Genomic DNA, 26,284 nt, shown 5'->3' with positions numbered 1-26,284 from the left:
CACGAGTTATAGCGTCCTGCAAATACCATTGAGGAGGATAAGCGCCTGTTGCATCTTTCCGGTGATTTGATAATTGACGGCGCAGCGTTGGGTTTTGCCATCCCAGCTGATTTGCAGACTGCCGGAGTCATGCGGAACGCGTGCGTAAAGCTGGCTTCCCTGACCGACAACGCCAATCACAGTGTTGGAGGCATCACGCACCTCGGCGCCCATCGGCGGTGCCATCCCCTCGGTGGTATTCAGTGAAATCAACACCGCGGTGCCGCGTAAGGTGGCAAAACTCACTTGACTCACGGCACCGGCATAAGGAACCACACGCTGGCTTCCGCCGTTTAACTCAGCATCGGCGCGCATGTGCAACGTATCGAGGCTGACCGTGTTTTCACGATAAGGGGTGAGCGAGGGCAGCAGCGCATAACCGTTGTAGTCAATGACGGCTCCTTGTCCGTTTTGCACCGTCGCACCTTGGGCGCCCTCGGCATGGATCAACGCGAACGTATCGCTGGTGTAAGGCCCCGCAGTGAGACCGCCACGATGCAGCAGTAAAGTGCCAGACGTACCTAAACCGACCTGCCGATAGTGATCTCCCTGGCCGTAGTTGGCGCGGACTGCGCCAAAACGGGTGTTTTGCTGCAGGTTGCCCCCAAAGGAGCTCGCTTCTCCGTTGACGCCATTGCGGTAATGCTCAGTTCCTCCGTAGAGCGAATAGGAGAAATCACGCTGTTCGCCTGCCGAACCTGTTAGTGTCGCCATCGAAGACTGGCTCTGTTTTGACTGGTTGTAGTTGTAGGCCACAGATGAAAGACCCGCACCCCAGTTAAGCGGTACTGAAATATTCACTGAAAGGGTATTTTCGCTGTATCGCAGCTGGCGGCTGCTGTCGAGGTTATCGTTGACGCTCAGGTTAAATTGCTGGGTATTCCACCAGGTGCGTTGACGCGCCACATTGATACCGTAACTGATATTGCGCCAGCTGTTGCTATAGCCGAACTGCAACTGGGTGATGCGTGACTGATTATTATAATAGTCGGCGGTGCTGGCGCTTAAACTGACCAGGCCATACGCATCCATTGATTGGCTGAGTGTCGCCGATAAGCGATTACGCTGGTTGAGCGAGTCTGAGTAGTAGTTGATGTCCGCTTGTTGCTGGCGTCGAACCCCTAAAACATCCTGCAGGTCACGAAATCCACGGGTGGAATAACGATGGGCGGCCAGTACCAGGTTGGTGCCGGTCTGAAAGGTCTTGCTATAACTCAACTCGGCACGCCAGCCGGAGGTGCGCTGGTCATTTTCGGCCTTAGCCTGCGAAAACGTGGTGTTCAGACCCACCGCACCGATTCCGGTTGCCCAGACACCTCCCAGAAGCCAAGCCTGGTAATCTTCCGCCAGCCGTGAACCGACGGTTGCCGTCAAACTATTACTTACGCCGCGCTGCATCACGCCCTCAAAAAAAGCGTTATTCACAGCGTAATATTGGCGCACACGACCCAGCGCCAGCGAGTAATGCCAGTTGCCAGGACGCACCGAATCAGGAACCGAGGAGTAGGGCACCGTAAAGGTGGCGATTTTACCGTTGGCTTCAATTACCTCGACTTCAAAATCCCCCTGACTGCGGGTGTTGTTCAGATCATCAATGATAAACGGGCCAGGCGGCACCACGGTTTCATAGATGACCTTGTTCAACTGTTTCACAATCACACGGGCGTTAGATGAGGCGATGCCTCGAATTTCAGGGGCATAACCGCGTCTGCCTTGCGGCCACATACGTTCGTCAGTGGCGAGTTTTAGGCCATTAAACGGCAGGCTGCCAAACAGCGAGCTGTCTGTGTAGCTATCGCCAAAGGAAAGCTGGCTATTGAGCGACGTCAGTGGCCGTTGCACCCAGGTTCGTACCTTGTTGTAGCGATAGCTGCTACCACCCACACTGCTGCTGAGATAGCGAAGATTGCCCTGATGACGCAGCTGCCAGTTGGCGACATTAGTGCCTGCGGTTATTCCGCTCCACAAATATTGATAGCGGTAGGCGGCCGCGCTGTTTTCCGTCCAGGTGTAATTGGTGTTGTGGCGCAGAAATAACGCGGTCATCCCGCCATCCCACTGTTCGGGCGGAATATAACCACGCGGCGTGCGCTTAAGCGCTGACAGGGGCAGCGTGATATTCAGGCGTAACGCGGCGGCATCAAAAGCCCAGCTCCCTTGTGGCGTCCAGTCAGCAAGCGGGGCGCACTCGCGATCGATTGGCTGTGCTGGAACCTTTTTTAACGGCAACATTTTCACCAGCGAAAAGGGCAAGCATGGCTCGACCTCTTTTCCTTGTGCCGGGGGCAAAAATTCAAGCTTCACGCTGGATGACACGAGGGCATTATTGACATAAACATCGACCAGATAATGCCCCGCGGGCAACTCGCTTTGGTTGAATTGCGCGATGTTCTGACCGAAGGCTGAGCCTTTAAACAGCGACGGATCGAAATAATATTCTTCACTGTGCACGGCTGTTGAGAAATAGAATGAAACGGTCAGAAAGAATAAGGGGAATTTCAATTCATTGGGAGTTGATGGGGTAATTTTCACTTATTCTGGCTCCCTGATCGTTAATCGCGTCGAGTTTGACGCTGCCTACACCCTGTAAGCGTTGTTTGGTATGACTGAACCAGCAGGTATGCACGGAGAACGGGGCAACCATTACAGGTTCACACTCATAATTTTTTCCCGCGATACGCAGGGAAATAGCGACGAATGAAGCATGCCAGGGCTGCGCATTATCGATCTGTAATCCGCTACCTTTATGGGGATCGATTAGAGTGCGGACTTTAATACCCGATAAAATATTGCCCGGTTTGCCTATTGCCGCCGGGCGATAAAACAATTTCACCCGATTGCGCAGCATGACCGTCATGGCATTCTTATCGGCGGCAGCCTGTGATGCAGGCGGAATTTGCAGCATGTTAAACCAGTAAACGGACTCTCGATCCTGAGGCAGTTTGTCTGGCTGGCTGACGACAATACGCGCGACCTGCCCTGATTTCGGCTGAATACGAAATACCGGCGGCGTAGTAATAAAGGGCACGCGATTAATCTGCTGTGGTTTGGCATCCATATCATCCTCATCAAACCAGGTCTGAATAACATAGGGAATGCTATCGTCGTTTTTAAATTGGATATTGATGGAGCTGGCGGGTGCCGGATAAATAATCCGACTGCCCAGCAGCGTGACGCTTGCTGTTGCCGTCGCTGACATCACGCTGAGAAATAACGCGCCCAGGGCATTGCGTAAATACATACAGACAATCTCATGGCATGCAGCGCACGCCCGGATTTCCGAACGTACGCTGATTAATTATTACTGGTAAGTCACAGCGTATTGTAATGAAGCAGCCACGGTTCCGGCAGCGGCGACACCATTGGCATAATATTGTGCGTTATAAGTGGCCGAGGATTCGGTCTCATCGGCGGCAAGCGTCAGGTCGCCATCACCGGTATAGCCGCCCGTCAGGTTAATCACCGCGTCTTTACTGTCCACCAGTTGGACCTCCACATTTTTTGCGGTGCCGGTGTTCGCCAGGTTGCCATTGGCCGTCACGTTATTGCCGACAAATACCGTTGAAATTTTTGTTGAGGAAGCTGAATTGCCGGTACAACCGGTCAAACCTACGGTAAAGGCGGTTTGTCCGGCGACATCACCACTGGCAGCCAGATCGGATTTACTCACGGTGGGCATCAGCACCACCGGTGAGGCCGCATTGCCATTCACCGAGATGGAACAGGTTTCATCAGCCACTTCGCCCTGGAAATTAATGGTGTTATCGGACGCTGCAACGGCAGAGGCCGAGAAAAGGGCACCGGTGATAATCAGTGAAAGCAGTGTTTTATGTGTTTGCGTCATTTCGTGTAATCCTTTTACTTAGTGACCCGAGATCAGCTGATTAAGGCTGGTACCGGTCTTTCGTCGAATCGAATCTTTGATGTTGTAAATTTTTTTCATCTCATGGTTCATTGCTATCGAAATGGCAGAAAGTGAATTCCCTTTTAAGGCTAAATCCAGAAAGGTCACTTCCTCATTCGACAGTGCATTAACTCTCCTTGTTGCGCCTCCTTTTAAACCATAATAGGTACTGTTAATCACCTTCTTGATATCCTCTAACCGGTCTTCACAATAAATAACGGAGTGGATTCCCTCTCTCTTTATCCAGTGTGCAGCCAGAGCGGCCAGCGGACGATCGGAGACTAAAACGATCGTTAGCCCGGTGGATTTCAGATAATCAATCCAGTTTTTATTGGTGAGATAACGTAAGTTTTCTCGCGAAAAATCAACGAATATACATCCCCGGCAAAACACACTTTCATAGCGGCCAGCGACTAATGAAAGTACACCTTTAATCAGGAAATGATTGTTCCCCGGCCAAATCGCAATTTTTTGTATTGGACAGCGATTAAGAATATCGTTGTTTCGGTTCGTCAGCTGGCAGCCATATTTGCAACTGGCACAGCGTAAGTCCTCTCGTGTGGTATTTTTCATAACAAACTCATCCGCTCCTGTAAGAGCTGCGGATATCCTGGCAGGATAATTGTTTTTATTCAACGAGTTAAGAAAATCAGTCATTTCTTACCCTCAGAAAAGTCTTAGGTTGTACGGGATGGTGATTTTTAAAATTCCATTGTCTTTTCTCAACTTGGCATGATCGTCATCGTTTCATACCCCTATAGAGTTAAGAACTTTCTAAATCCCCCAGGATTAATGGTGAAAATCGGCTTTTGGGATCAAAATTTAGATAGCATTAATTGCTAAATAATTGGATGTTCGTCAGTGTTGAGCCTGATTATCTTTGGTGTGAAAAGTGAGAATTCAGGATTTTTAATTTTTATTTGATGTAATGAAAACTGCCTCTGGTCTGTGGGTTGTGATGCGGCGAGGTAATTGAGTAATGAAGTTCACCTTATGGAAGGGGATATTTATCTCTCTTAGGATTATTCTTACACCTAATGCAGAGTGGATTTGATCTTAAAATGTCCGCGCGGAGAAGATTTTTGCATATCATTAGCAATCTTGTGACCGCTTTAATTAGTGCAATTAATCAAAGTGGATGAGGGTTCAGCTTACTGGCTATGATTTATCTACGAAATATTTTATTTGGCTAAATCAATTGTTAATGTCTGGTGTTTATTTAATTGATAAAAAAAGACTGTGCATTTAGGAAGACCAGGCGACAAATATTGTCTGGTTGAGGTTACGTTGTGAATTAACGCTGAATTATGAGTCGGGCCAGCGACATTCGTCACTCATGGTTTGTGCCAGTGCGGCGGCAGCATGGGAGAGCTGGTGCTGTTTCAATCGCAAAATGCCCACTCGCCGCTCAATCTGCGGCGAGACCAGCGGCACGCATACCGCGCCGAGTTCTCGCATCTGCTGAATACAAAGCGCAGGTACGGCGCTGGCCCCCAATCCACTGGCGACCATTTTGCCCACGGTGACCAATTGATGACTTTCGTAAGCGACGTCGAGTCTTCTGCCGGCCTGTGCCAGTGACTGCTCAAGCAGCAGACGCACCGCTGATGGACGCTGCAAGGTAATGAAATCCAGATGCAGCAGTTCTCGCCAGCTCAGCTGTGGCTTCTCCGCTAACGGGCTATCAGCGGGCACCACGGCAACAAAGCGGTCGCTACCCAGAGGGGTGAAGTGCAGCGCATCGGCCAGTTCGGGCTCAAAGGCGACACCCATCTCCACGCGTCCCTCCTGCACCATCTCCAGCACCGTTTCATTGATCACGTCATGCACCGCGATATTGACGCCGGGATAGCGCTGGCGAAAAGCCTTCAGCACCGCAGGCAGCAGGTTGCCAGCAAAAGAGGGCATGGCGGCAATCGACACTTTCCCCAGTTGCAGCGTAAAACGCAGGTGCATCGCTTCTTCGGCATTTTCCCAATCCGCCAGCAGCCGTCGTGCCATGGGAAAAAAGATCTCACCTTCCGGCGTCAGTGATACGTGGCGGGTGGTGCGCATAAACAACGGTCCACCCAACGCTTCTTCTAATCCGCTGATCGCCAGGCTCAGCGCCGGTTGCGAAATCGCCAGACGTTCGCTGGCCTGGGCAAAACTCAAAGTGTGAGCGACCGCTAAGAACGCGCGTAACTGCTTGATAGTCATTTTCATTTTGCTTTTTGTTAACTTTATGTAAAACAACGATTAACAGAATATTAATAAGAAAAGTAAATGAAAGGCCAATAAAAACAAAATTAACAAATCATTTTTGTGACGCGAGGATGGCTTTATTCGGTGAGCTGAGGAGATGTACAGCAATGGCAGGATTAGACAAACGCGTCACCAATTATCAGCAGGCGCTGGCTGGATTGCAAGACAACATGACGCTGCTGGCGGGGGGATTTGGCCTGTGCGGCATTCCAGAAAATCTCATCGCCGAAATTCGTCAGCAGGGCATTAAGGGGCTGACCGTGGTCTCGAATAACTGCGGGGTGGATGGCTTTGGCCTCGGGCTGCTGCTGGAGAATCGGCAGATCAAAACCATGATCGCCTCTTACGTCGGTGAGAACGCGCTGTTCGAGCAGCAGATGCTGAGCGGTGAGCTGGAAGTGATTCTCACGCCGCAGGGGACGCTGGCGGAAAAAGTGCGCGCAGGCGGCGCGGGTATACCCGCATTTTATACGGCCACCGGCTATGGCACGCCCGTGGCAGAAGGTAAAGAAGTCAGAGAATTCGATGGGCGCCACTACATTCTGGAACAGGCGATTCGCGGTGACTTCGCCATCGTCAAAGGCTGGAAAGCGGACTGGTACGGCAATGTGATCTATCGCCACACCGCGCAGAATTTTAACCCACTGATGGCGATGGCTGCCCGTGTCACGGTGGTGGAAGTTGAAGAGATTGTGGCACCGGGTGAGCTGGATCCGGCGGCGATCCATACACCGGGTATTTATGTCGATCGCCTGATTCAGGGCAACTTCGAGAAACGCATTGAGAAACGCACCCTGAGTGAAGGAGGCGCACATGCTCACGCGTGAACAGATGGCGCAGCGCGTGGCACAGGAGCTACGCGATGGCGATTACGTCAATCTCGGCATTGGTATGCCGACGCTGGTGGCCAACTACGTACCTGAGGGCATGGACGTGATGATGCAGTCGGAAAACGGTTTATTGGGCATGGGGGCGTTTCCCACTGAAGCCGAACTGGATGCCGACATGATCAATGCCGGCAAACAGACGGTGACCGCAAGAAAGGGTGCGGCAATCTTCGATTCGGCACAGTCTTTCGCCATGATTCGTGGCGGCCATGTTGATCTTACCGTGCTGGGCGCGCTGGAAGTGGACGTCAGCGGCAACATCGCGTCGTGGATGATCCCCGGAAAAATGGTCAAGGGCATGGGCGGTGCGATGGATCTGGTGGCGGGTGCGGAAAACATCATCGTGATGATGACGCACGCATCAAAGCATGGCGAATCAAAACTGCTGTCCGAATGCACTTTGCCGCTTACCGGCGTCGGCTGTATTCGTAAAGTGATTACTGAACTCGGCTGGCTGGAGATTGAAGAGGGCGCTTTTGTGCTGCGTGAGTATGCGCCGGGCGTCACGCTGGATGAGATCCGTGCAAAGACGGCCGGGCAATTACGCATCGCCGATGATGTCCGTGAAATGCATTTTTCAAAGGAGGCATCATGAACGAATGTGTGATTGTGGCAGCCACCCGCACGCCCATCGGCCGTTTTCACGGTGCGCTGGCGTCTCTTACTGCTGCAGAACTGGGCCAGCAGGTGATTGCCACACTGCTGAAACAAACCGCGCTCGATCCCACGCTAATCGATGAGGTCATTATGGGGCAGGTACTCACCGCCGGATGCGGGCAAAACCCTGCGCGCCAGGCGGCCGTGGCGGCGGGTGTGCCTTACAGCGTGCCAGCCAGCACGCTGAACATGGTGTGTGGCTCAGGGCTGAAAGCGGTGATTCAGGCCGTGCAAGCCATTCAAAGCGGTGCCGCTGAGATCATTATCGCGGGCGGTCAGGAGAGCATGAGCCAATCTCCTTATCTGTTGCCGGATGCGCGTGGCGGCTGTCGTTTGGGGCACAGTCAACTGATGGACAGCGTGATTCACGATGGTCTATGGGATGCGTTTAACGACTATCACATGGGGATCACCGCCGAGAATCTGGCCGATAAATACCACATCAGCCGTGTCGATCAGGATGCGTTTGCCTTGCAATCCCAACAGAAAGCGGTGGCGGCACAGCAACAGGGCGCCTTCCGCGCCGAAATCACGCCTGTCGCGGTGGCGCAGGCTAAAGGCGAGACATTGGTGATCGGTGAAGATGAACAGCCACGCGCGGACAGTTCAGCAGAGCGGCTGGCGCGTTTGCATCCCGCCTTTAAAAAGGACGGCAGCGTGACCGCAGGTAATGCTTCCAGCCTGAATGATGGCGCGGCCGCCGTGCTGTTGATGTCAGCATCACGCGCCGCTGCTCTAGGGCTGCCGGTGCTGGCGCGATTGACCGGGAGCGGCATGGCTGGTGTGGATCCGGCGCTCATGGGTATTGGCCCGGTGGCTGCCACCAACAAAGCCCTGAAACAGGCTGGTTGGGAGCTGGATCAAGTGGACTTAATCGAAGCTAACGAAGCCTTTGCCGCGCAGGCTCTGGCGGTAGGCAAAGCGCTTAACTGGCAGCCGGAACGGGTCAATGTCAACGGCGGTGCCATTGCGTTGGGGCATCCGATTGGTGCCTCCGGCTGCCGCATTCTGGTGACGCTCATTCATGCCTTGCAGCAGCGTGAGCGAAAGCGCGGTCTGGCAACGCTGTGTGTTGGCGGCGGCATGGGCGTCGCGCTGGCGGTTGAACGCCCGGATTGAGGCGGACCGATTCAAATTTTTGGCAATGTCTTTACCTTCAACCCTACAAAATAATAAGGAAGCAACATGAGTGTCGTTATTGCCCTCGCTGCGCTTGGGTTGCTGATGTTAGCCGCCTATCGCGGCTATAGCGTAATTTTGTTCGCCCCGATTGCCGCGCTGTTAGCGGTGCTGTTAACCGAACCGGCTGCGGTCGCGCCGGTGTTTAGCGGTCTGTTTATGGAAAAGATGGTGGGCTTTGTGAAGCTCTACTTCCCGGTGTTTCTGCTGGGTGCCATCTTTGGCAAGTTGATTGAGCTATCCGGCTTCTCACGCTCGATCGTCACGGCGGCCATTGCGCTGCTGGGGCGTCGCCATGCCATCCCGGTGATTGTGCTGGTGTGCGCACTGCTGACGTACGGCGGCGTGTCGCTGTTTGTGGTGGCCTTTGCCGTTTATCCGTTTGCCGCAGAACTGTTTCGTCAGAGCAATATCCCTAAGCGCTTGATTCCGGCCACGGTGGCTCTGGGTGCATTCTCCTTCACCATGGATGCACTGCCCGGCACGCCACAAATCCAGAACATCATTCCCGGTAGTTTCTTCGGCACTAACGCCTGGGCTGCGCCATGGTTGGGGTTGATCGGTTCACTCTTCATTATTGTGGTGGGCTTGCTGTGGCTGGATCGGCAACGCCGTCGGGCACAGGCCAACCAGGAACCCTATGGCACTAACCTGAAGAATGAGCCAGAAACGGCGGAAGATGTTCGTTTGCCGCATCCGCTGATCGCCATTCTGCCGCTGATTCTGGTCGGAGTACTCAATCTCTGCTTCACCTGGTGGATCCCGTCATGGTACGGCGCGCAGAGCAGCGTCACGCTACCGGGAAATCCCACGCCGATTCTCACCGATATTAAGAAAACCACCGCGATTTGGGCAGTACAGGCGGCGCTGCTCAGCGGCATTCTGGTGGTGCTAATTTTTGGCTGGCGCAACATTCGTGGTCGTCTGGCAGAAGGCAGTCGTACGGCGGTCGCCGGTGCGTTACTGGCGGCGATGAATACCGCCTCCGAGTACGGTTTTGGTGCGGTAATCGCTGCGTTGCCGGGCTTTGTCGTGCTGTCTGGCGTGCTGCAGGCGATTCCCAACCCGCTGCTCAATGAAGCGATCAGTATTACCGTGCTGGCGGGGATCACCGGTTCGGCATCGGGTGGGATGAGTATTGCGCTGGCAGCGATGGCAGAACACTTCGTGCAGGCGGCGCAGGCCACGGGGATTCCGATGGAAGTGCTGCACCGCGTGGCGGCGATGGCCAGCGGCGGGATGGACACACTGCCACACAATGGCGCGGTGATCACCTTGCTGGCGATCACCGGGTTAACGCATAAAGAAGCGTATGGTGGCATCTTCGCCATCACCATTATCAAAAGTCTGGCCGTGCTGTTTGTGATTGGGGTGTTTTACCTCACCGGCATTGTCTGAAGGAGGATGAATCGATGCAATTAGCGGGAAAAGTGGCACTGGTGACCGGGTCTACCAGCGGTATCGGATTAGGTATCGCGGAGCAACTGGCACTAGCGGGCGCCACGGTGATACTCAACGGTTTTGGCGAAGTGGAACACGCGAAAGCGATTATCGCGGCCACTGGGGCAACAGTGGATTATCACGCGGCGGATATGTCCGATCCACAGCAAATCGCCGCGATGATTGAGTGGGCGGAAGCGCAGTATGGTGCGGTAGATATTCTGGTGAACAACGCCGGTATTCAGTACACCGCGCCGGTGGAATCTTTCCCGGTGGAGAAATGGGATGCGATTATTGCCATCAATCTCTCCTCGGTGTTCCATACCAGCCGTGCCGCCTTACCCGGCATGCAGGCACGTCACTGGGGGCGCATCATAAATATCGCCTCCGTGCATGGGCTGGTGGCATCGAAAGAGAAAGCCGCCTATGTCGCAGCGAAGCATGGGGTGGTAGGACTGACAAAAGTGATTGCGCTGGAGAATGCCCAATCACCGATCACCTGCAACGCCATCTGTCCGGGCTGGGTGTTGACGCCGCTGGTGCAGCAGCAGATCGATAAACGCATTGCAGCCGGCGAGGATGCCCAAACCGCGCGCCTGGCGTTATTGTCAGAGAAACAGCCTGCTCAGGCGTTTGTTACGCCAGAGCAGTTGGGAGCACTGGTGCTGTTTCTGTGCAGTGAAGGCGGTGCGCAGGTGCGCGGCGCCGCCTGGAACATGGATGGCGGCTGGCTGGCGCAGTAATGCATCACGGCTTTATCCACGCAGCAATACACTCTTTCATCACGCGCAGGCGCTCATCCAGCGCCGCTTTGGCACTGAGATCCTGCTGGTAGATAATCGACAGTGTTGACTGATTGATCAGATAGAAAAAGCCCAGCGCGGAGATATTGATGTTGAGTTGCATCACATCGATATCCTCGCGCACGTTTCCTTCGGCGCGTCCTCGTTGCAGCAATTGCTGGGTAATACTGCTCCAGCTCTGATTAATCTGCACGGTGATGTCAGAATTTTTGAGATGTCGCGCCTTAAGCTGATTTTCACTGTTGAGCAGGCGAATGAACTCGGGATTTTTCAGGTAATAGTGCCAGGTGAACTCCACCAGCTGCAAAATTGCCTGATCGGCGGGGAGGTGATCGAGCTTTAGGGCTGCTTCCTGCTCGCGAATGTCACGATAGGCTTCTTCCAGCACGCGGGTAAACAGAATGTCTTTGTTAGTGAAGTAGTAGTAAATCAGTTGCTTATTGGCATGAGCGCGTTCGGCGATGCTATCAACGCGTGCACCGTCGAATCCTTTCTCAGCGAACTCGGCGCGCGCGGCCATCAGTATCCGCACCTGCTTATCCGTGACATCCTCAATGTTACTCGCAACACGATCAACCAAAGCAGAATCCCCACATATCACTGTTTTACTGAGCATTATAGTGCCTCTTTTTGCGCATAAAACAAGGGCAAAAGATTTTCAACTAACTAGTTGGTTATGTGAATTCGATCAAAGTCAGGTCTCTTTCTGCCCATTATAGTGACGTCATCAACCAGTTAGTTGATTGATTATGAATCAGCGAACGGCGGAGCGTTGAAATAGATGTTGAACGTGTTACTTCCATCACAAACGACTTTGAGGTGAATACATGGCGCAGATTCCAGTGGGCATCATCATGCACGGCGTGACCGGGCGAATGGGTAAAAATCAACATCTCATCCGTTCGATTGTGCAGATTCGGCAGCAGGGCGGTGTGGCGCTGACCAATGGCGACCGATTGATGCCCGATCCGATTCTGATTGGCCGCAACGCGGAAAAAATGGCTGCGCTGGCGCGGGAATTTGGTATCGAACGTTGGGGAACCAACATTGATGAAGCACTGAATAATCCGCATGACATCATCTTTTTTGATGCCGCCACCACCCAGGCACGTCCGGCGTTGCTGAAGAAAGCCATCAGCAAGGGGAAACACGTCTATTCGGAAAAGCCGGTAGCGATGGGGCTGGATGATGCGCTGGATCTATACCATTTCGCACAAGAAAAAGGCGTGTGTCACGGCGTGGTGCAGGACAAGCTATGGCTGCCGGGTCTGCAAAAGCTGCGTTTGCTTAATGAATCCGGCTTCTTTGGTCGCGTGTTATCGGTGCGCGGTGAATTTGGCTACTGGGTATTTGAAGGCGATCGCCAACCGGCCCAGCGTCCATCCTGGAACTACCGCAGCGAAGATGGCGGCGGCATTATCCTCGACATGATTTGCCACTGGCGCTACGTCATCGACAACCTGTTCGGTGAAATCAAAAGCCTGAGCTGCATCGGCGCAACCCACATTCCACAGCGCTGGGATGAACAGCAGCAACCTTATGACGCCACAGCGGATGACGCGGTGTACGCCACCTTCGAACTGCACAACGGCGCGATTGTTCAGATCAACAGTTCATGGTGCGTGCGCGTGCGCCGCGATGATCTGGTGACATTCCAGGTGGATGGCGTCAACGGTTCAGCGGTGGCTGGCCTTAGCGATTGCTTTACGCAGGCTAGCGTCAATACGCCAAAGCCGGTGTGGAATCCGGATATCCGTCAAACCCATAACTTCTTCGATGACTGGGCCAGCGTGCCGGATACCCAGGTCTACGACAATGCATTCAAAGTGCAGTGGGGGCTGTTTTTACGCCACGTCTGGGGCGAAGGGGAATATCGCTGGGATCTGCTGGAAGGAGCCAAAGGTCTGCAACTGGTCGATCTGGCATTGAAAAGCTGGAAAGAGCGTCGCTGGGTTGATGTGCCATCGCTGGAACGCTAAGGAGCCGAACATGAGTCGTCCCCATTCCGAACAACTTTCGCTCAACACGGCGACCGTGCGCCAGCAGTGGGATTTACGCCAAATCATTGAAGGTTGTGCGCGCCATGAGATTCGCGGCATCTCGCCGTGGCGCGATCAGGTAGCAAACATCGGTTTAGCAGAAGCGGCGCGGCTGATTCGTCATCACGATCTGCGGGTGAGTGGCTACTGCCGGGGTGGCATGTTTCCCGGCGTTGATCAGCAAGCACGCCAGGCGACCCTGGCCGACAACCAGCGAGCGGTGGATGAAGCGCTGGAATTAGGCGCAGAGTGCCTGGTGCTGGTGGTCGGCGGTTTGCCGCCAGGTTCGAAAGATCTGCCGGGGGCGCGCCAGCAAGTGCGTGATGGACTCAGTGCTCTGCTGGAGTACGCCCGCGCGGGCGGCATGCCGCTGGCGATTGAACCGCTGCATCCCATGTACGCGGCGGATCGTGCCTGCATTAACACGCTGAAGCAGGCTAACGATCTCTGCGATGAATTGGGTGACGATGGACTGGGGATTGCCGTCGATGTCTATCACACCTGGTGGGATGCTGAGTTTTATCAGGAAATCGCCCGTGCGGGTCTGAAACGGCTGCTGGCGTTTCATATCTGCGACTGGCTCACGCCTACGCGGGATCTGCTGGAAGATCGCGGCATGATGGGCGATGGCGTTATCGATATTCGCGCCATGCGGGAAGCGGTAGAAGCTCAGGGTTATCGCGGATTACATGAAGTGGAAATTTTCTCCCGCCTGAACTGGTGGACTCAGGATCCAGATGAGGTGCTTAAGACCTGCAAGGCTCGCCATCTGGCGCACGGTTAACCGTATCTGACAGAGCTGAAAAGCTGTTTTCGTCGGTCACAGACATTGTCGAGGAAAAGATGAATACAGATACCCGCAAAATGATTCTGGTCACCGTGCTGTGCGGCCTTGGCTACATGATGTACTCGGTGGATCGCATGACGGTGTCATCAGCCATCGGGCTGATCGCCGGAGAGTTTGGTCTCGGTAAAGCGGAGAGTGGCATTCTGCTCTCCTCCTTCTTTTTTGGCTTCATCGTCTTTCTGTTCATTTCCGGCATTATCGCCGACAAGTTAAGTGGCAAACCGGTGCTGATTCTCGGCCTGATGATGTTTTCACTGGCGACACTGCTAACCGGTGTTGCGGGCAGCATGACCAGCCTGATTTTTTACCGCGTGATGACGGGCATCGGCGAGGGCATCTTCTGGCCTGCCGCCTCGCTCGAAGTGGCCAACGTGACCAGCGAAAAACAGCGCACCACCGTGATGTCACTCTATTGGATGGGGTATCCGATTGGCGGGTTCCTCGGTACATGGATGGGCGCCATGCTCGGTCCGATCTTTGGCTGGCGCGTGGTGTTCTACGTGGCGGGCGCGATGGGCATGCTGGTGGCGCTGTTGTATCTGGTGCTGGTGAAAAATGACCGGAAACCTGCCGAGTTGATTGCACGCCAGGCGGCGGAGAAAGTGCCATTAAGAACCTTGTTCCGCCATGCGCCGGTGTTGCTAATGGCCGCGTTCTATTTCGTGCTGCTGGCAGGCTGGTGGATTGTGCTGCTGTGGGCACCGAGCTATTTGATGCAGGTAAAAAATCTGTCGATTGGCACTGCAGGCACCATCGCCAGTCTGCTGGGCATTACCGGTGCGCTGGGCGGTTTTGTATTGGGGCGCTACTGCGACAAGGGCGATTTCAAACGTCGTCGCACCATTCTGATGACCATTACTTTTATCAGCGGGCTGGTGATGGCCGCCATGGCATTCAATCTCTCGGTGCCGTTGGTGATTGTGCTGGTGCTGATCCTCGGTTTCCTTGGCTATCCGATTACACCCATTGTTCTCTCCCTCACCGCTGAACTGGTGCCGCCTTCTCTGCGCGGTTCCGCCATCGGCTTTGTGATGAATATGGGAATGGCGGCGGGCGGCATCTCGCCGATTGTGGCGGGTTATTACGCGCAACATTACACCTTGCAACCGGTCTGGCTGGTCGCCGCCTGCGTCATTATCTGCAGCAGCCTGGTATTGCTGGGGGTGCGTCGCCTGCCTATCGGAAACCACAACAGTTCGCAGAATGTGATGCCGTCCGGGCATCTGGCAAAACACTGAAATAAGGAACAGAACCATGTCTGTGAGCAATAAAGTGCGTTTACTGGATCGCAACGGTCAGCCCTACAGCTACATCATGCAGGGTGAGCGCCACTGGAGCGTACCGGCGAAACCGGTATTTAACCGCGACGTGTATGCCGCTGCACATGTGGTTGCCGACCCGCAGCGCATGCAAAATCCGCATAGCGATATGGCGATTGACTGGGACAGCACGCTGGAATATCGCCATCATTTAATGTCGCTGGGATTGGGCATCGCGGAAGCCATGGATACCGCGCAACGCGGCATGGGGCTGGATTGGCCAACCGCGCTCGAGCTTATTAAACGCAGCGTGGAGCAAGCGAAAGCGTATCCGGGGGCACGGGTCGCCAGCGGGGCTGGCACCGATCATCTGACGGACTTTTCCCAACTGACCCTACAGGATGTGATTGCCGCGTATGAGCAGCAAATCTCAGCAATCGAAGCCTGTGGCGGCCGTATTATCTTAATGGCCAGTCGCGCGCTCGCCGCCATTGCTAAGGGGCCAGAGGATTACATCACCGTTTACAGCACGCTTCTGCGCCAGGTGCGTGAGCCGGTTATTTTGCACTGGCTGGGGGACATGTTTGATCCCGCACTACGCGGTTATTGGGGTGGCGCGACGATTCACAGTGCGATGGAGGTCTGTCTGGCGGTGATACGCGAAAATCAGGCAAAAGTCGAGGGGATAAAGATCTCACTGCTGGATAAAGATCGTGAAATTGAGATGCGGCGCCAGCTACCGGCTTCCGTCAAAATGTATACCGGCGATGACTTTAACTATCCCGAACTGATCGCCGGTGATGAGCAAGGCTTCTCGCATGCGCTGCTGGGCATTCTCGACGGCATTGCACCGGCCGCCACCAGCGCACTGCATGCATTGGCGCAGGGCGATCGCGCCAGCTTTGAACGGATACTGGCACCGACAGTGCCGTTGGCACGCCATTTGTTCTCGGCACCCACGCAGTATTACAAGGCGGGCATCGTGTTCCTGGCCTGGTTGAATGGCCATCAGAAGCATTTCACCTTGCTGGGCGGCATGCAGAGTGCGCGCAGTCTGACGCACTACTCTGAAGCGTTCAGACTGGCGGATGAGGCTGGTTTGCTGAATAACGCGGATGTGGCTGCTGAACGCATGTGGTCGCTGGCGAAGTTGCACGGTATTTGAATATTTTAAGGGCGGTTACGGCCGCCCAGCTACCACATTTGATCGACGAAAGTCCCTTCTTCTGCCCGCGATTCCACCTTCCTGCATGTCATAAGAATCCCCTATAAACAGAAAAGTCGCTATTTAACATTGAGTTATATGTCATTTAACAAAACTGTGACATCGCACAATATACATATAACATATTATGTTTTATAAATACTGACATAACATTACAGTCAAGGTTCTGGAGGCGTTGATGAGTACTATCCCGTCAGGAAATACCCGCAATACAACCGAGCATGAAGCGCGAAAATTCAAACGATCGATCGGTTTGATGTCCAACTTCTCATTGGGTTTTACCTATTTATCCCCTCTCACCGCCGTCTACTCCCTGTTTGCTCTCGCCATGACGTTGGCCGGTCCGCCCTCAATCTGGTGGATATTGATCGCGGCAGGGGGGCAACTTCTGGTGGCAATGGTATTTGGTGAAGTGGCGTCACAATATCCGATTACCGGTGGTTTATATCCGTGGTCGCGTATTTTATGGGGCAAGAAATATGCGTGGATTGCCGCCTGGGTTTATCTCTGGGCGCTGGTGGTGACCATCACCTCAATCGCCGAATACAGCTCAACCTTTGTTGCCTCGTTATTAGGCTATGAGCAAACGGCGATTAATTTACTGATGACGTCGGTGGTGTTGCTGTTAATGATGATGGCGATCAACCTCTCCGGCACTAAAAACCTGGCACGCGTGGCGCGTATTGGTTTCTGGTGTGAAATTGTCAGTGTTATTGCGTTGGGTATCTATTTATTGCTGTTCCATCGCATGCAGCCAATCAGTGTGATCTTTGATTCGATGGGTGTGAATGCCAGCGGTGGCTACATGGGTGCCTTTATGTCGGCGTCATTGCTCGGTCTGTTTATGTTCTTCGGTTTTGAAGCCTGCGGTAACGTGGCGGAAGAAGTGCAGAACGCCAGCCGGAAAATTCCTGTCGCGATGATTCTGAGCATTGTGTTTGGCGCGATTTCGGCGGTGATTTCGGTATTGGGTTATCTGTTGTCCTATCCTAATCTGCACGACATCGTGTCGGGCAAAATCCAGAACCCGATCCCTGAGATTCTGAATAACGCGTTGGGGCCGATGGGCGAGAAGATCTTTATCGTGGTGGCGGTGATTGCCATGCTGTCATGCATCCTCTCGCTGCAGGCAGCGCTTAGCAGACTGCTGTTCTCTTTCTCGCGTGACAAGATGCTGCCCGGCAGCAACTGGATGGCGAAAATTTCCAAGCACGATGTGCCCGACAACGCCATGATTGTCAGCTGTGCCTTACCGCTGTTGATTTGCATCTGGGTTTACTATCAGCCCGATAACCTGGCGCGAATTACCGCCTTTGCCGTAGCGGGGATCTATATCTCCTTCCAGATGGTGGTCTTAGCGGCACTGCGTAAACGTCTGCAAGGGTGGAAGCCGCAGGGTGAATGGCATATTGGTCGCTGGGGCATCTGGGTCAATATTCTGGCGCTGATGTATGGGCTGAGCGGTATCTATTTGCTGGTTCAGCCGGGTGAGGGCAGTTTCGTCGATAAATGGATTGTATTAATCGGCTTATTTATTGTGGTGGGATCAGGTGCGCTGTATATGTTTATTGCCAGACCTTATAGCCAGAAAAGCAATGAACAGCATTATGATCTGAGTGCAATCAAAGAATAATCGTTACGGGTGAGGGTCACCTCACCCCCTTCAAGCATTTCATCTCTCTTTTCACTCCATCGCCGATACCATGCGAAGGGAGCGGCGTGTCTGACATATTGAATAGGAATTATTATGAGCCTGAATTCAAGAAAAAAGACAAATTTATCCATCTGGCAAGTGATTATTATTGGTATCGCCTATATGACGCCGATGACGGTATTTGATACCTTCGGCATTGTCTCAAAGTTAACTGAAGGCCGTGTGCCGTTAGCCTATTTACTAGCGCTGGCAGCGGTGTTATTTACCGCACTGAGTTATGGCCGCATGGTGAAACTCTATCCGAGTGCAGGTTCGGCCTATACTTACGCACGTAATGTGTGCGGTAACAATGTAGGTTTTCTGGTGGGTTGGTCATCGCTGTTAGATTATATTTTTCTGCCGATGATTAATTCGCTGCTGGCAGGCATCTATTTGCAAACGCTGCTGCCCGCCATTCCACCGTGGATCTCCATCCTCGCTTTCACCACGTTGATTACCTATATCAACTGCTGCAACATTAAAATTTTGGCCAACGTTAATTTTCTGTTTGTCGGCATGCCGGTTATTTTGATGGGTGTGTTTGTTTACCTGGTGGTTCACGATCTGGATACCGCCTATGGCACTGGCCGCGTTTTAACGGTCACGCCGTTGTTCAATGGAAATGCCAGTATTCTCCCGCTGATCAGCGGTGCTGCCGTACTCTGTTTCTCCTTCCTCGGTTTCGATGCTGTGACCACGCTGTCTGATGAAACAGACAGACCAGAGAATGTTATCCCCAAAGCGGTGTTTTATACCGCATTAATCGGCGGGGCGATTTTCTTCCTCGCGGCATGGTTTATTCAGCTTTATTATCCCGATAACGCCATGTTTAAAAATCCGATGGAAGCGATGCCGGAAATTGTTTTATATGTGGGTGGCCGATTCTTCCAGACGCTATTTCTGCTGGGTATTTTATTGAACACCGTGGCTTCTGCGCTCGCCTCGCACGCCAGTGCGGCACGACTGCTGCATATTATGGGGAAAAACAATCCGGTTACCGCGCCGGTATTAGGTTACATCCATCCGAAAACGCGTAATCCGCTCTACTGCGTCTTATTAACCGGCTTTATTTCGCTCAGCTCGATCTTTTTTGATTTAGATACTGCCGTTTCATTAATTAGTTTTGGTGCGCTGGTGGCGTTTAGCGCCGTGAACCTTTCAGTTATCGTGAAATTCGTTTTTGTCGATAAACAAATCAGTACCTTCAGTGATTTGTTCAGAAATATGGTGCTGCCGGTGTGTGGCCTGGCGTGTGTGGCGATGATGTGGGTAAACCTCGATCATGATGCCTTTATGCTGGGATCTATTTGGGCGGTGTTAGGGATTAGCTGGATTATTTACTGCAGTGTTACCCAACGTGAAGTGATGATTTCCGAGTAAAAAAGTAGTGTAACTCACAGTGATTCTTCCTGTGGTGCGATTAACGAACCGAGAATAATCGATGAGCAGACAGCCTGATTTAATTAAACCTGTATTAATGCGTGATGCAAAATTTTCGCGACCGAGTCAGACCGCCTTCAATGGCGACTGGAACTGGGTCAGAGAGTGTGATGAAACAGAGAATATCGATCCGGGAAATCCGGCCAATTACTACGAGTCGACGCTTGCCCCCTGGACAACATTTGCCCCGCTGGAAGGTGATAAAGTGTGTGAATTCGTAGTCATTGGCGGCGGGTTGCTGGGGGCCTCGACGGCGCTGCATCTGGCAGAAGCCGGTATCGAAACGGTACTGCTGGAAAAAAACGCCATTGGGTCGGGGGCGTCTGGACGTAACGGCGGGCAACTGACGCCGGGATTGGCCCGCTGGGAGGCGGAGTCAATGCTGGATAATCTCAGTATCGATGAAGCGAAGCGCCTGTGGCATTTCACCTCAACCGAAGCCATGTCGCTGATTGATGATATCGCCAGCCGCTATCACCTCGATCTGGATCGTCAACGCGGGCACATTACCGCCGCCATTCATCCCGGCCATATGAACGCGCTGGTGCAGGCTGCGGATGCGCGTCGCTTTCTCGGGGATGACCATGTGGCGGTGTTAGGCGGCTATGAGTTGCAGGAGCATATCAAATCCGATGCCTATTACGGCGGCGTGTTAGACGACCTTGGCGGACAGATTCACTCGCTGGCGCTCAATCGCGGTCTGATTTACGGCTTTGTGTTGAACGGCGGCCAGGTTCATGAGCAGAGTGAAGTGATACGGATTGAGGAAGTCGGGAGTGTGACGCGCGTTCACACCGCCGCAGGTGTCATTACCGCAACCAAAGGCGTGGTGATTGCGGTTCATGATGCGACACATACTTTGCTGAACGAGAATAACGCCACCACCATTCCTTTCTATACCTATGTCGGCGTCACGTCGCCCGTCAGCGGCGGCTCAAAAACCCTTCTGCCCACTGGCAAACCGGTGTACGACACGCAATTGCAGATAGATTATTACCGCCCGGTGCGAAATGAGCGTCTGCTGTTTGGGGGACAGGGAACGGGTATGCGCTGGGACGATACCCGCACGGTCGATTACCTGACTTCACGCTTGCGGGCCGTTTTTCCCGAGCACGAAGAGCTACAGCTCGATTTTGCCTGGAGCGGTACCACGGATTTAACGCTTAATGGCGCCACCGATTGCCGGAAAGGCGGCAAGAACGGCAAGATCTATTCAGTACATGGCTGGAGTGGACATGGCATCGCGCAGACAGTGCGCATTGGCAAGGCGATTCGTGATGATATCGTCAATGCCAATAGCGATTTTTCAATGCTGACGGCGATTAAACACACACCGTTAATGATTGGCAGAAAACTGGCTCCGGTGGCGATTCCGCTGGCGAAGACGCTGCTCGGTATTAGCGCCAAACTGGCACCGGGTAAAATGATTTCGTTTTAATCAGCACCCTGCCGCTAAGGGCGGCAGGGTGTTACAGGAAATAGATTTTGCAAAAGCCGTTTTGCGTTGTCTGATAGGATGCATCGATATTCAGCAACGAGCCGGTGCGATAGTGCAAATGGCTGGAAAATATCACGCGATTTTCGCTATTGGTCATAACAACCTTACTGCTACTTTGCTTCACAATAGGCAATAAGGCTTCCTCAATACGGCTGACTAATATATCTACCGCTGCTACGCCCACCATATTTCCGTCAATCACGACAGGAGACGCGGCAGTAATGGTATACGCTGAGGTGCAAACATAATCCACATACGGGCCGTGTAAATAAACGTCCTCGGCATCGGGCGTATTTTTAAACCATTCAAAGGTACTAAAATCCAGCCGCTGCTGCGTGGCTTGATCGAGATCCAGGCAGGATTGTTGATTGCTCTTCGGGTTTTTAAACCACCATTCGAGGAACCAATAGGGTTGAGCAAGGTTTTCCGTTGCCAGATGGCTGGCAAACCCCGCGCCAGAACAGAACTGGCTCTCCAGCAGGATTTTTTCGATTGAAGGGTAGAGGCTTTTACGCAGGCTACTCTCACGCTGTTTATCAGATGCGATGCCTGCTACGGGAATCGTGGCAAGGGTCTGATTAACGTAAGCAGAGAGATGTTTCGTCGAGAGCGTCACTGCAGCGAATAGCGCTTCCAATGTATTCACGATCCGCTCTTGGTTATTGACATCACTCACTCTTCTCTCCTCACATAATCTCTTTAAAGCTTATTTTATATTCAATGAGTTTTGACGTTAATTCATTAATCAGCGCACTCGCCAGATTAACCGCAGCCAGTTCATCATGACCGCGAAATGCGGTCAATAACTTGCGATAAATATCGACAGTAGTGTGATGAGCCGCATCTGACTTATATAAAAGTGTGACCAGAGACGCCCATTCAGATTGGATAATCAACTCCTGGCTGGCAATTCTCGCCGACTGCGAATTCGCAGCAATCGTCAACAAACAACGCATATCTGCCTGGCTGCGCATTTCTGCGCTGGATGCCTGCTCCAGGATATCCACAAATTGCGTGAGCGTGGCGATGTCGCTGGCCGTCATGCGGGTGGACGCTAATCTTGCGGCATGGCAGAAAATCGCACAGTGCCATTCACCCAAATCAGACAGATATTCCGTGCTGATCAAATTGAACGGATGTTGACTCGATGTCTGTTTATCGATGCTGTTGGCAACAAAACTGCCACCGTTTCGCCCGCGCACGGTGTAAACCAGACCGTTGGCGCGCAGGGTGTTCAGCGCTTCGCGAATCGTGATGTGTGAGACGCCCATCATTCGGGCCAAATCCGCTTCATTCGGCAGTTGCTCATTGGCTTCAAGTAAACCTGAAACGATAGCGTTGGCCAATCGCTGCACGATTTGATCGGAACGACTGGACTGCCCAATAGGGGAAAAAATCACTGCATGAGTAATCATAGTCCTCGTGATTTCTTATTCGTGTTGGGGAGGCAAGATGCACATTCATAACATAAAACATCCACATTGGAAACAATGAGTTGCCTTATCTGGTTGCGACGGAAAACTGTGATAAGCAACGCAATCAGCAGCTTAAACCAACAGCTGCTCAAACAGCCTCTCTCGGATCTGTGAACCCGCAAATATGCGAGTGCAATCAAATTAATGTGAAAGAAACGTTGCCTGATTTGTGATCATAATGATAAAACCTAATATGTTATATGATTAAGGAGCCTGTCGCATGCGTAAGATAAAACACTTTATCAATGGAGCCTTCTGTGAGGGTTCTGGCAGTGAGACTTTCGAACTGGTCAGCCCGGTGAGCGGTGAAGTCTATGCATTATCCCCCCTTGCTAATGAAGACGATGTCAACGCGGCCTATACCGCCGCTAAAAGTGCTTTTCAAATCTGGAAAAAGAGTACGCCAGGTGAGCGCCAGCGCGCGTTGCTGCATCTGGCGGATGCGGTCGAGCAGAACTGTGAGCGTATCGTTGATATCCAGAGCGAGGAGACCGGTCAGTTAAAGCACTTTATCCGTCAGGAAGAGATCGCTGGTTCGTGCGATGCAATTCGCTTTTTTGCCGGTGCCGCCCGCTGTCAGGAAGGCAAGGCCTCCGGTGAATATATGGCGGGCTTTAACTCCACCATTCGCCGCGAGCCGCTGGGTATCGTTGGCCAGGTCACGCCATGGAACTACCCATTTATGATGGCGGTATGGAAGATCGCCCCCGCGCTGGCAACGGGAAATACTGTGGTGTTAAAACCCAGTGATACCACACCACTCAGCACCTTGCTGCTGGCCGAGTTGGCGGCTCCATTCTTCCCGCCAGGTGCCATCAATGTGGTGTTGGGTAAAGCCGCGAGTGGCTCGCTGGTGGTGTCGCATACCGATGCTTCGCTGGTGTCAATCACCGGTTCGGTACGCGCCGGTTTACAGGTGGCGGCATCAGCGGCAGCCAATCTGACCAAAGCACATCTGGAACTGGGCGGTAAAGCACCGGTGATTGTGTTTGGCGATGCTGACGTAGACAAAACGGTGAAAACCATCTGCGCCGCTGGCTTCTTTAATGCCGGTCAGGACTGCACAGCCGCTACGCGTATTCTGGTTGAAGAGGCAATTTATCCCCATTTCCTCGATAAATTAGTTAGTGAAGCGCGCAGTCTGCGTTTCGGCCAGCCTGATGATACAGACGCTTTTTATGGTGCGCTCAACAGCCAAAATCAGCTGGAACAGGTGAAAGGTTTTATCGCCCGTCTGCCTGCGCACGCGCGCGTTGAAACCGGCGGCAAAGCAGGTAACGGACCTGGCTTCTATTTCGAACCCACCATTATTTCTGGGCTGCAGCAGAAAGACGAAGCTATCCAGCACGAGGTGTTTGGACCGGTGATGACAATTCAATCTTTCGCGTCTGAAAGTGAAGCGTTATCGATGGCGAATGACGTGGAATACGGTCTGGCGGCCAGCGTCTGGACGCGCGATCACCGTCGGGCGCAGCTATTTAGCCGTGAACTCGATTTCGGCACGGTCTGGATCAACAACCATATTCCTCTCTGTGCGGAGATGCCGCATGGCGGATTTAAAAAGTCAGGCTACGGCAAAGACCTTTCTGCGTACTCCTTAGAAGAGTACACCCGCATTAAACATGTCATGAGCGACTTATCTTAACGGTGGAGAATCAACATGAAAAAGATCGCAATGGTGGTAGCCCTGTTTGTTTCTTCCAGCTGTTTTGCCAGCCAAACACCGCTGGAGGTGGTGAAAGAGTATATGGGCGCATGGAATCAGCATAATGCCCACAAGGCCGGAACCTACCTGGCAAAAGATGTGACCTATTATGATGCGGCCGTCGGCACCCCGGTAAAAGGCAATAGCGATGCCGAGAAAAATGTCATTAAAGCCTTTATTGATGGTGTGCCGGATTTGAAATGGCAGATGATCGGTAAACCCGTTTATAACCATGACATTGTGGCTTTCGAATGGGTGTTCTCCGGCGTCAACAGCGGTGAATGGGCGGGTAGTCCGGCAACCAATAAACCGATTAAATTTCACGGTGTTTCATATATTAAAGTGAACGAGGGAAAAATCACTTATCAAGGTGATTATTACGACTCGAAGAAACTCGACGAACAATTAAAGTAATTATTAATAAATTGCATTCATGCCTGAATATTTATGGCAGGCATCGTATCGCTTGAACAGAAGGTTCGAACAATGAAAAACTCTGATTTTAATCAGCGTCGCCAGCGTGCTACCCCACGCGGCGTGGGCGTCATGTGTGATTTCTATGCGCAGCAGGCGGACAATGCCACGATCACGGATGTAGAGGGCGCGGAATATATCGATTTCGCCGCCGGCATCGCCGTATTGAATACCGGACATCGCCACGCCAAAGTGGTAGAGGCGATTGAGAAACAGCTGGCACAGTTTACCCATACCGCCTATCAAATTGTCCCTTACGAGAGTTATGTCGGTCTGGCTGAAAAAATCAATGAGCTGACGCCAATTGAGGGCGAGACCAAAACCGCATTCTTTACCACCGGTGCAGAAGCGGTGGAAAACGCGATTAAAATCGCCCGTTGTCACACCGGACGCCCTGGCGTTATCGCATTCGGTGGCGGTTTCCATGGCCGTACCTACATGACCATGGCGCTGACCGGAAAGGTTAAGCCGTATAAAATCGGTTTTGGTCCATTCCCCGGCTCGGTGTTCCATGCCGTTTATCCTTCAGAAGCACGCGGTATCAGCGTGCAGGACAGCATTCGCTCGTTAGAGTCGCTGTTCCAGTGCGATATCGATCCACAGCAGGTTGCCGCAATTATCTTCGAACCTGTGCAGGGTGAGGGCGGGTTTAACGTTGCGCCTGCCGAATTTGTCGAGGCGCTGCGTGACATCTGCGATCGACACGGCATTGTTTTGATCGCCGATGAAGTGCAAAGCGGTTTTGCCCGTACCGGCAAACTGTTTGCCATGCAGCATTATCATCATCAGGCCGATCTGATGACCATGGCGAAAAGCCTGGCGGGCGGGATGCCACTCTCCGCCGTGGCCGGTAAAGCGGCCATTATGGACAGCCCGCTGCCGGGTGGTCTGGGCGGGACCTATGCGGGTAATCCTCTCTCCATCGCCGCCGCCCATGCGGTGATTGATGCCATCAGTGAAGAAAAGCTGTGTGAACGTGCAGTTCATCTGGGAGCCAAACTGCGTTCGGTGCTGGAGAGTGCCGTAGAAACTTGCCCGGCATTAAGCGATGTGCGGGGTGTGGGTTCGATGATTGCCGCTGAATTCAGCGATCCTGCCACCGGTGCGCCTTCTGCGTCGGCAGCTCAGGCCGTGCAAAAGCAGGCGCTGGCGCAAGGCTTGCTGTTGCTGACCTGCGGGCCGCATGGCAACGTCATTCGTTTCCTTTATCCGCTCACTATCCCTGATGCACAGTTTGATAAAGCGCTGATGATGGTGAAAGACGCATTACAGGCTGCAGTTTAAGCACAGCGGTGTGAGGTCGGTGTCTAAAACGGCTGCATCATGCACGAAAAAAAGCCCGCCATTGGCGTAATGCCGATCAGTTAAGACAAAAATGATCGGTTGAACGATCCGGCAGTTCTGCAAGAATCCGTAATCTCTCAGGGATTACGGATTTTTTTATGCTTCTCAGTCAGGCTCTCGATATCGTTCATA

The 26,284-nt window shown here is 52.8% G+C and carries 23 protein-coding genes; 15 read left to right on the top strand and 8 right to left on the bottom strand.

Translation table 11 applies throughout. The features are described from left to right. Positions 1-6: 6 nt before the first annotated feature. The 5 genes from F3J37_RS22785 to F3J37_RS22765 form a co-directional block, all read right to left on the bottom strand. Complete coding sequence (locus tag F3J37_RS22785) at positions 7-2,571, bottom strand: fimbrial outer membrane usher protein (RefSeq protein ID WP_370662140.1); 2,565 nt, start codon at positions 2,569-2,571, stop codon at positions 7-9. Beyond that, on the bottom strand, positions 2,543-3,280 hold the full coding sequence (locus F3J37_RS22780) for a fimbria/pilus periplasmic chaperone (protein ID WP_166936010.1): 738 nt from the start codon (positions 3,278-3,280) through the stop codon (positions 2,543-2,545). The genes F3J37_RS22785 and F3J37_RS22780 overlap by 29 nt, the downstream gene beginning before the upstream one ends. A gap of 60 nt (positions 3,281-3,340) precedes the next feature. Next, positions 3,341-3,883, bottom strand: a complete 543-nt coding sequence (locus F3J37_RS22775; protein ID WP_166936008.1) for a fimbrial protein — start codon at positions 3,881-3,883, stop codon at positions 3,341-3,343. An 18-nt stretch (positions 3,884-3,901) separates the two neighbouring features. After that, a complete protein-coding gene (locus tag F3J37_RS28185; RefSeq protein ID WP_237449301.1) occupies positions 3,902-4,600 on the bottom strand; it encodes a LuxR family transcriptional regulator in 699 nt (232 codons plus the stop codon). 648 nt (positions 4,601-5,248) lie between these two features. Then, positions 5,249-6,148 carry a LysR family transcriptional regulator gene (locus F3J37_RS22765; protein ID WP_097117774.1) on the bottom strand — a complete coding sequence of 300 codons (900 nt, stop codon included), beginning with the start codon at positions 6,146-6,148 and terminating at the stop codon, positions 5,249-5,251. Positions 6,149-6,294: 146 nt separating this feature from the next. Here F3J37_RS22765 and F3J37_RS22760 point away from each other — a divergent pair, with 146 nt between their 5' ends. From F3J37_RS22760 to F3J37_RS22740, 5 genes are all read left to right on the top strand, one after another. Further along, entirely contained in the window at positions 6,295-7,014 is a 720-nt protein-coding gene (locus F3J37_RS22760) for a CoA transferase subunit A (RefSeq protein WP_166936006.1), read from the top strand. Continuing rightward, the gene (locus F3J37_RS22755) at positions 7,001-7,669 is read left to right on the top strand and encodes a CoA transferase subunit B (protein WP_097117776.1); all 669 of its coding nucleotides are present in this window, start codon (positions 7,001-7,003) and stop codon (positions 7,667-7,669) included. The genes F3J37_RS22760 and F3J37_RS22755 overlap by 14 nt, the downstream gene beginning before the upstream one ends. Continuing rightward, on the top strand, positions 7,666-8,850 hold the full coding sequence (locus F3J37_RS22750) for an acetyl-CoA C-acetyltransferase (RefSeq protein ID WP_166936004.1): 1,185 nt from the start codon (positions 7,666-7,668) through the stop codon (positions 8,848-8,850). Before F3J37_RS22755 ends, F3J37_RS22750 begins: the two co-directional genes overlap by 4 nt. A gap of 66 nt (positions 8,851-8,916) precedes the next feature. Beyond that, the gene (locus F3J37_RS22745) at positions 8,917-10,308 is read left to right on the top strand and encodes a GntP family permease (RefSeq protein ID WP_097117778.1); all 1,392 of its coding nucleotides are present in this window, start codon (positions 8,917-8,919) and stop codon (positions 10,306-10,308) included. Between the two features lie 14 nt (positions 10,309-10,322). Continuing rightward, positions 10,323-11,093, top strand: coding sequence for a 3-hydroxybutyrate dehydrogenase (locus F3J37_RS22740; RefSeq protein WP_166936003.1), 771 nt, complete (start codon positions 10,323-10,325; stop codon positions 11,091-11,093). Between the two features lie 4 nt (positions 11,094-11,097). Here the strand turns inward: F3J37_RS22740 and F3J37_RS22735 are convergent, their stop codons facing one another. Continuing rightward, positions 11,098-11,733, bottom strand: a complete 636-nt coding sequence (locus tag F3J37_RS22735; protein ID WP_240154163.1) for a TetR/AcrR family transcriptional regulator — start codon at positions 11,731-11,733, stop codon at positions 11,098-11,100. A gap of 247 nt (positions 11,734-11,980) precedes the next feature. On the opposite strand from F3J37_RS22735, the gene F3J37_RS22730 reads away from it, so the two are divergent. The 7 genes from F3J37_RS22730 (at position 11,981) to F3J37_RS22700 (ending at position 21,094) form a co-directional block, all read left to right on the top strand. Beyond that, positions 11,981-13,132 (top strand): Gfo/Idh/MocA family protein, encoded by a 1,152-nt coding sequence (locus F3J37_RS22730; protein WP_166935999.1) that lies wholly within the window; start codon positions 11,981-11,983, stop codon positions 13,130-13,132. A 10-nt stretch (positions 13,133-13,142) separates the two neighbouring features. Continuing rightward, the gene (locus tag F3J37_RS22725) at positions 13,143-13,976 is read left to right on the top strand and encodes a sugar phosphate isomerase/epimerase family protein (RefSeq protein ID WP_160866805.1); all 834 of its coding nucleotides are present in this window, start codon (positions 13,143-13,145) and stop codon (positions 13,974-13,976) included. Between the two features lie 59 nt (positions 13,977-14,035). Further along, complete coding sequence (locus tag F3J37_RS22720; protein WP_166935997.1) at positions 14,036-15,277, top strand: MFS transporter; 1,242 nt, start codon at positions 14,036-14,038, stop codon at positions 15,275-15,277. A gap of 16 nt (positions 15,278-15,293) precedes the next feature. After that, entirely contained in the window at positions 15,294-16,463 is a 1,170-nt protein-coding gene (locus F3J37_RS22715) for a dihydrodipicolinate synthase family protein (RefSeq protein ID WP_166935996.1), read from the top strand. A gap of 238 nt (positions 16,464-16,701) precedes the next feature. Next, positions 16,702-18,156, top strand: a complete 1,455-nt coding sequence (locus F3J37_RS22710; RefSeq protein ID WP_166935994.1) for an APC family permease — start codon at positions 16,702-16,704, stop codon at positions 18,154-18,156. 114 nt (positions 18,157-18,270) lie between these two features. Next, complete coding sequence (locus F3J37_RS22705) at positions 18,271-19,596, top strand: APC family permease (protein WP_166935992.1); 1,326 nt, start codon at positions 18,271-18,273, stop codon at positions 19,594-19,596. A gap of 61 nt (positions 19,597-19,657) precedes the next feature. Further along, positions 19,658-21,094, top strand: a complete 1,437-nt coding sequence (locus tag F3J37_RS22700) for an NAD(P)/FAD-dependent oxidoreductase (protein WP_166935990.1) — start codon at positions 19,658-19,660, stop codon at positions 21,092-21,094. Between the two features lie 31 nt (positions 21,095-21,125). On the opposite strand, the gene F3J37_RS22695 is transcribed toward F3J37_RS22700, so the two are convergent. Both F3J37_RS22695 and F3J37_RS22690 read right to left on the bottom strand, forming a co-directional pair. Next, positions 21,126-21,800 (bottom strand): cache domain-containing protein, encoded by a 675-nt coding sequence (locus F3J37_RS22695; protein ID WP_166935988.1) that lies wholly within the window; start codon positions 21,798-21,800, stop codon positions 21,126-21,128. A gap of 40 nt (positions 21,801-21,840) precedes the next feature. Further along, entirely contained in the window at positions 21,841-22,569 is a 729-nt protein-coding gene (locus F3J37_RS22690) for a FadR/GntR family transcriptional regulator (protein WP_160866798.1), read from the bottom strand. A 280-nt stretch (positions 22,570-22,849) separates the two neighbouring features. Here F3J37_RS22690 and F3J37_RS22685 point away from each other — a divergent pair, with 280 nt between their 5' ends. From F3J37_RS22685 to puuE, 3 genes are all read left to right on the top strand, one after another. Further along, positions 22,850-24,274 (top strand): gamma-aminobutyraldehyde dehydrogenase, encoded by a 1,425-nt coding sequence (locus tag F3J37_RS22685; protein ID WP_166935986.1) that lies wholly within the window; start codon positions 22,850-22,852, stop codon positions 24,272-24,274. Positions 24,275-24,289: 15 nt separating this feature from the next. Beyond that, positions 24,290-24,748, top strand: a complete 459-nt coding sequence (locus F3J37_RS22680) for an ester cyclase (protein ID WP_034827469.1) — start codon at positions 24,290-24,292, stop codon at positions 24,746-24,748. A 72-nt stretch (positions 24,749-24,820) separates the two neighbouring features. Next, complete coding sequence (gene puuE / locus F3J37_RS22675; RefSeq protein WP_160866796.1) at positions 24,821-26,092, top strand: 4-aminobutyrate transaminase; 1,272 nt, start codon at positions 24,821-24,823, stop codon at positions 26,090-26,092. Positions 26,093-26,284: the final 192 nt, after the last annotated feature.

This window comes from Candidatus Pantoea communis, from assembly GCF_011752685.1.
GTDB lineage: Bacteria > Pseudomonadota > Gammaproteobacteria > Enterobacterales > Enterobacteriaceae > Pantoea > Pantoea communis.
This window is presented reverse-complemented; position numbering and strand designations above follow the sequence as displayed.

Excerpts from the sequence above, each read along its gene's own strand:
- F3J37_RS22780 (WP_166936010.1), bottom strand. The coding sequence starts at position 3,280 with ATGTATTTACGCAATGCCCTGGGCGCGTTATTTCTCAGCGTGATGTCA.
- F3J37_RS22775 (WP_166936008.1), bottom strand. The coding sequence starts at position 3,883 with ATGACGCAAACACATAAAACACTGCTTTCACTGATTATCACCGGTGCC.
- F3J37_RS28185 (WP_237449301.1), bottom strand. The coding sequence starts at position 4,600 with ATGACTGATTTTCTTAACTCGTTGAATAAAAACAATTATCCTGCCAGG.
- F3J37_RS22765 (WP_097117774.1), bottom strand. The coding sequence starts at position 6,148 with ATGAAAATGACTATCAAGCAGTTACGCGCGTTCTTAGCGGTCGCTCAC.
- F3J37_RS22760 (WP_166936006.1), top strand. The coding sequence starts at position 6,295 with ATGGCAGGATTAGACAAACGCGTCACCAATTATCAGCAGGCGCTGGCT.
- F3J37_RS22755 (WP_097117776.1), top strand. The coding sequence starts at position 7,001 with ATGCTCACGCGTGAACAGATGGCGCAGCGCGTGGCACAGGAGCTACGC.
- F3J37_RS22750 (WP_166936004.1), top strand. The coding sequence starts at position 7,666 with ATGAACGAATGTGTGATTGTGGCAGCCACCCGCACGCCCATCGGCCGT.
- F3J37_RS22745 (WP_097117778.1), top strand. The coding sequence starts at position 8,917 with ATGAGTGTCGTTATTGCCCTCGCTGCGCTTGGGTTGCTGATGTTAGCC.
- F3J37_RS22740 (WP_166936003.1), top strand. The coding sequence starts at position 10,323 with ATGCAATTAGCGGGAAAAGTGGCACTGGTGACCGGGTCTACCAGCGGT.
- F3J37_RS22730 (WP_166935999.1), top strand. The coding sequence starts at position 11,981 with ATGGCGCAGATTCCAGTGGGCATCATCATGCACGGCGTGACCGGGCGA.
- F3J37_RS22725 (WP_160866805.1), top strand. The coding sequence starts at position 13,143 with ATGAGTCGTCCCCATTCCGAACAACTTTCGCTCAACACGGCGACCGTG.
- F3J37_RS22720 (WP_166935997.1), top strand. The coding sequence starts at position 14,036 with ATGAATACAGATACCCGCAAAATGATTCTGGTCACCGTGCTGTGCGGC.
- F3J37_RS22715 (WP_166935996.1), top strand. The coding sequence starts at position 15,294 with ATGTCTGTGAGCAATAAAGTGCGTTTACTGGATCGCAACGGTCAGCCC.
- F3J37_RS22710 (WP_166935994.1), top strand. The coding sequence starts at position 16,702 with ATGAGTACTATCCCGTCAGGAAATACCCGCAATACAACCGAGCATGAA.
- F3J37_RS22705 (WP_166935992.1), top strand. The coding sequence starts at position 18,271 with ATGAGCCTGAATTCAAGAAAAAAGACAAATTTATCCATCTGGCAAGTG.
- F3J37_RS22700 (WP_166935990.1), top strand. The coding sequence starts at position 19,658 with ATGAGCAGACAGCCTGATTTAATTAAACCTGTATTAATGCGTGATGCA.
- F3J37_RS22690 (WP_160866798.1), bottom strand. The coding sequence starts at position 22,569 with ATGATTACTCATGCAGTGATTTTTTCCCCTATTGGGCAGTCCAGTCGT.
- F3J37_RS22685 (WP_166935986.1), top strand. The coding sequence starts at position 22,850 with ATGCGTAAGATAAAACACTTTATCAATGGAGCCTTCTGTGAGGGTTCT.
- F3J37_RS22680 (WP_034827469.1), top strand. The coding sequence starts at position 24,290 with ATGAAAAAGATCGCAATGGTGGTAGCCCTGTTTGTTTCTTCCAGCTGT.
- puuE (WP_160866796.1), top strand. The coding sequence starts at position 24,821 with ATGAAAAACTCTGATTTTAATCAGCGTCGCCAGCGTGCTACCCCACGC.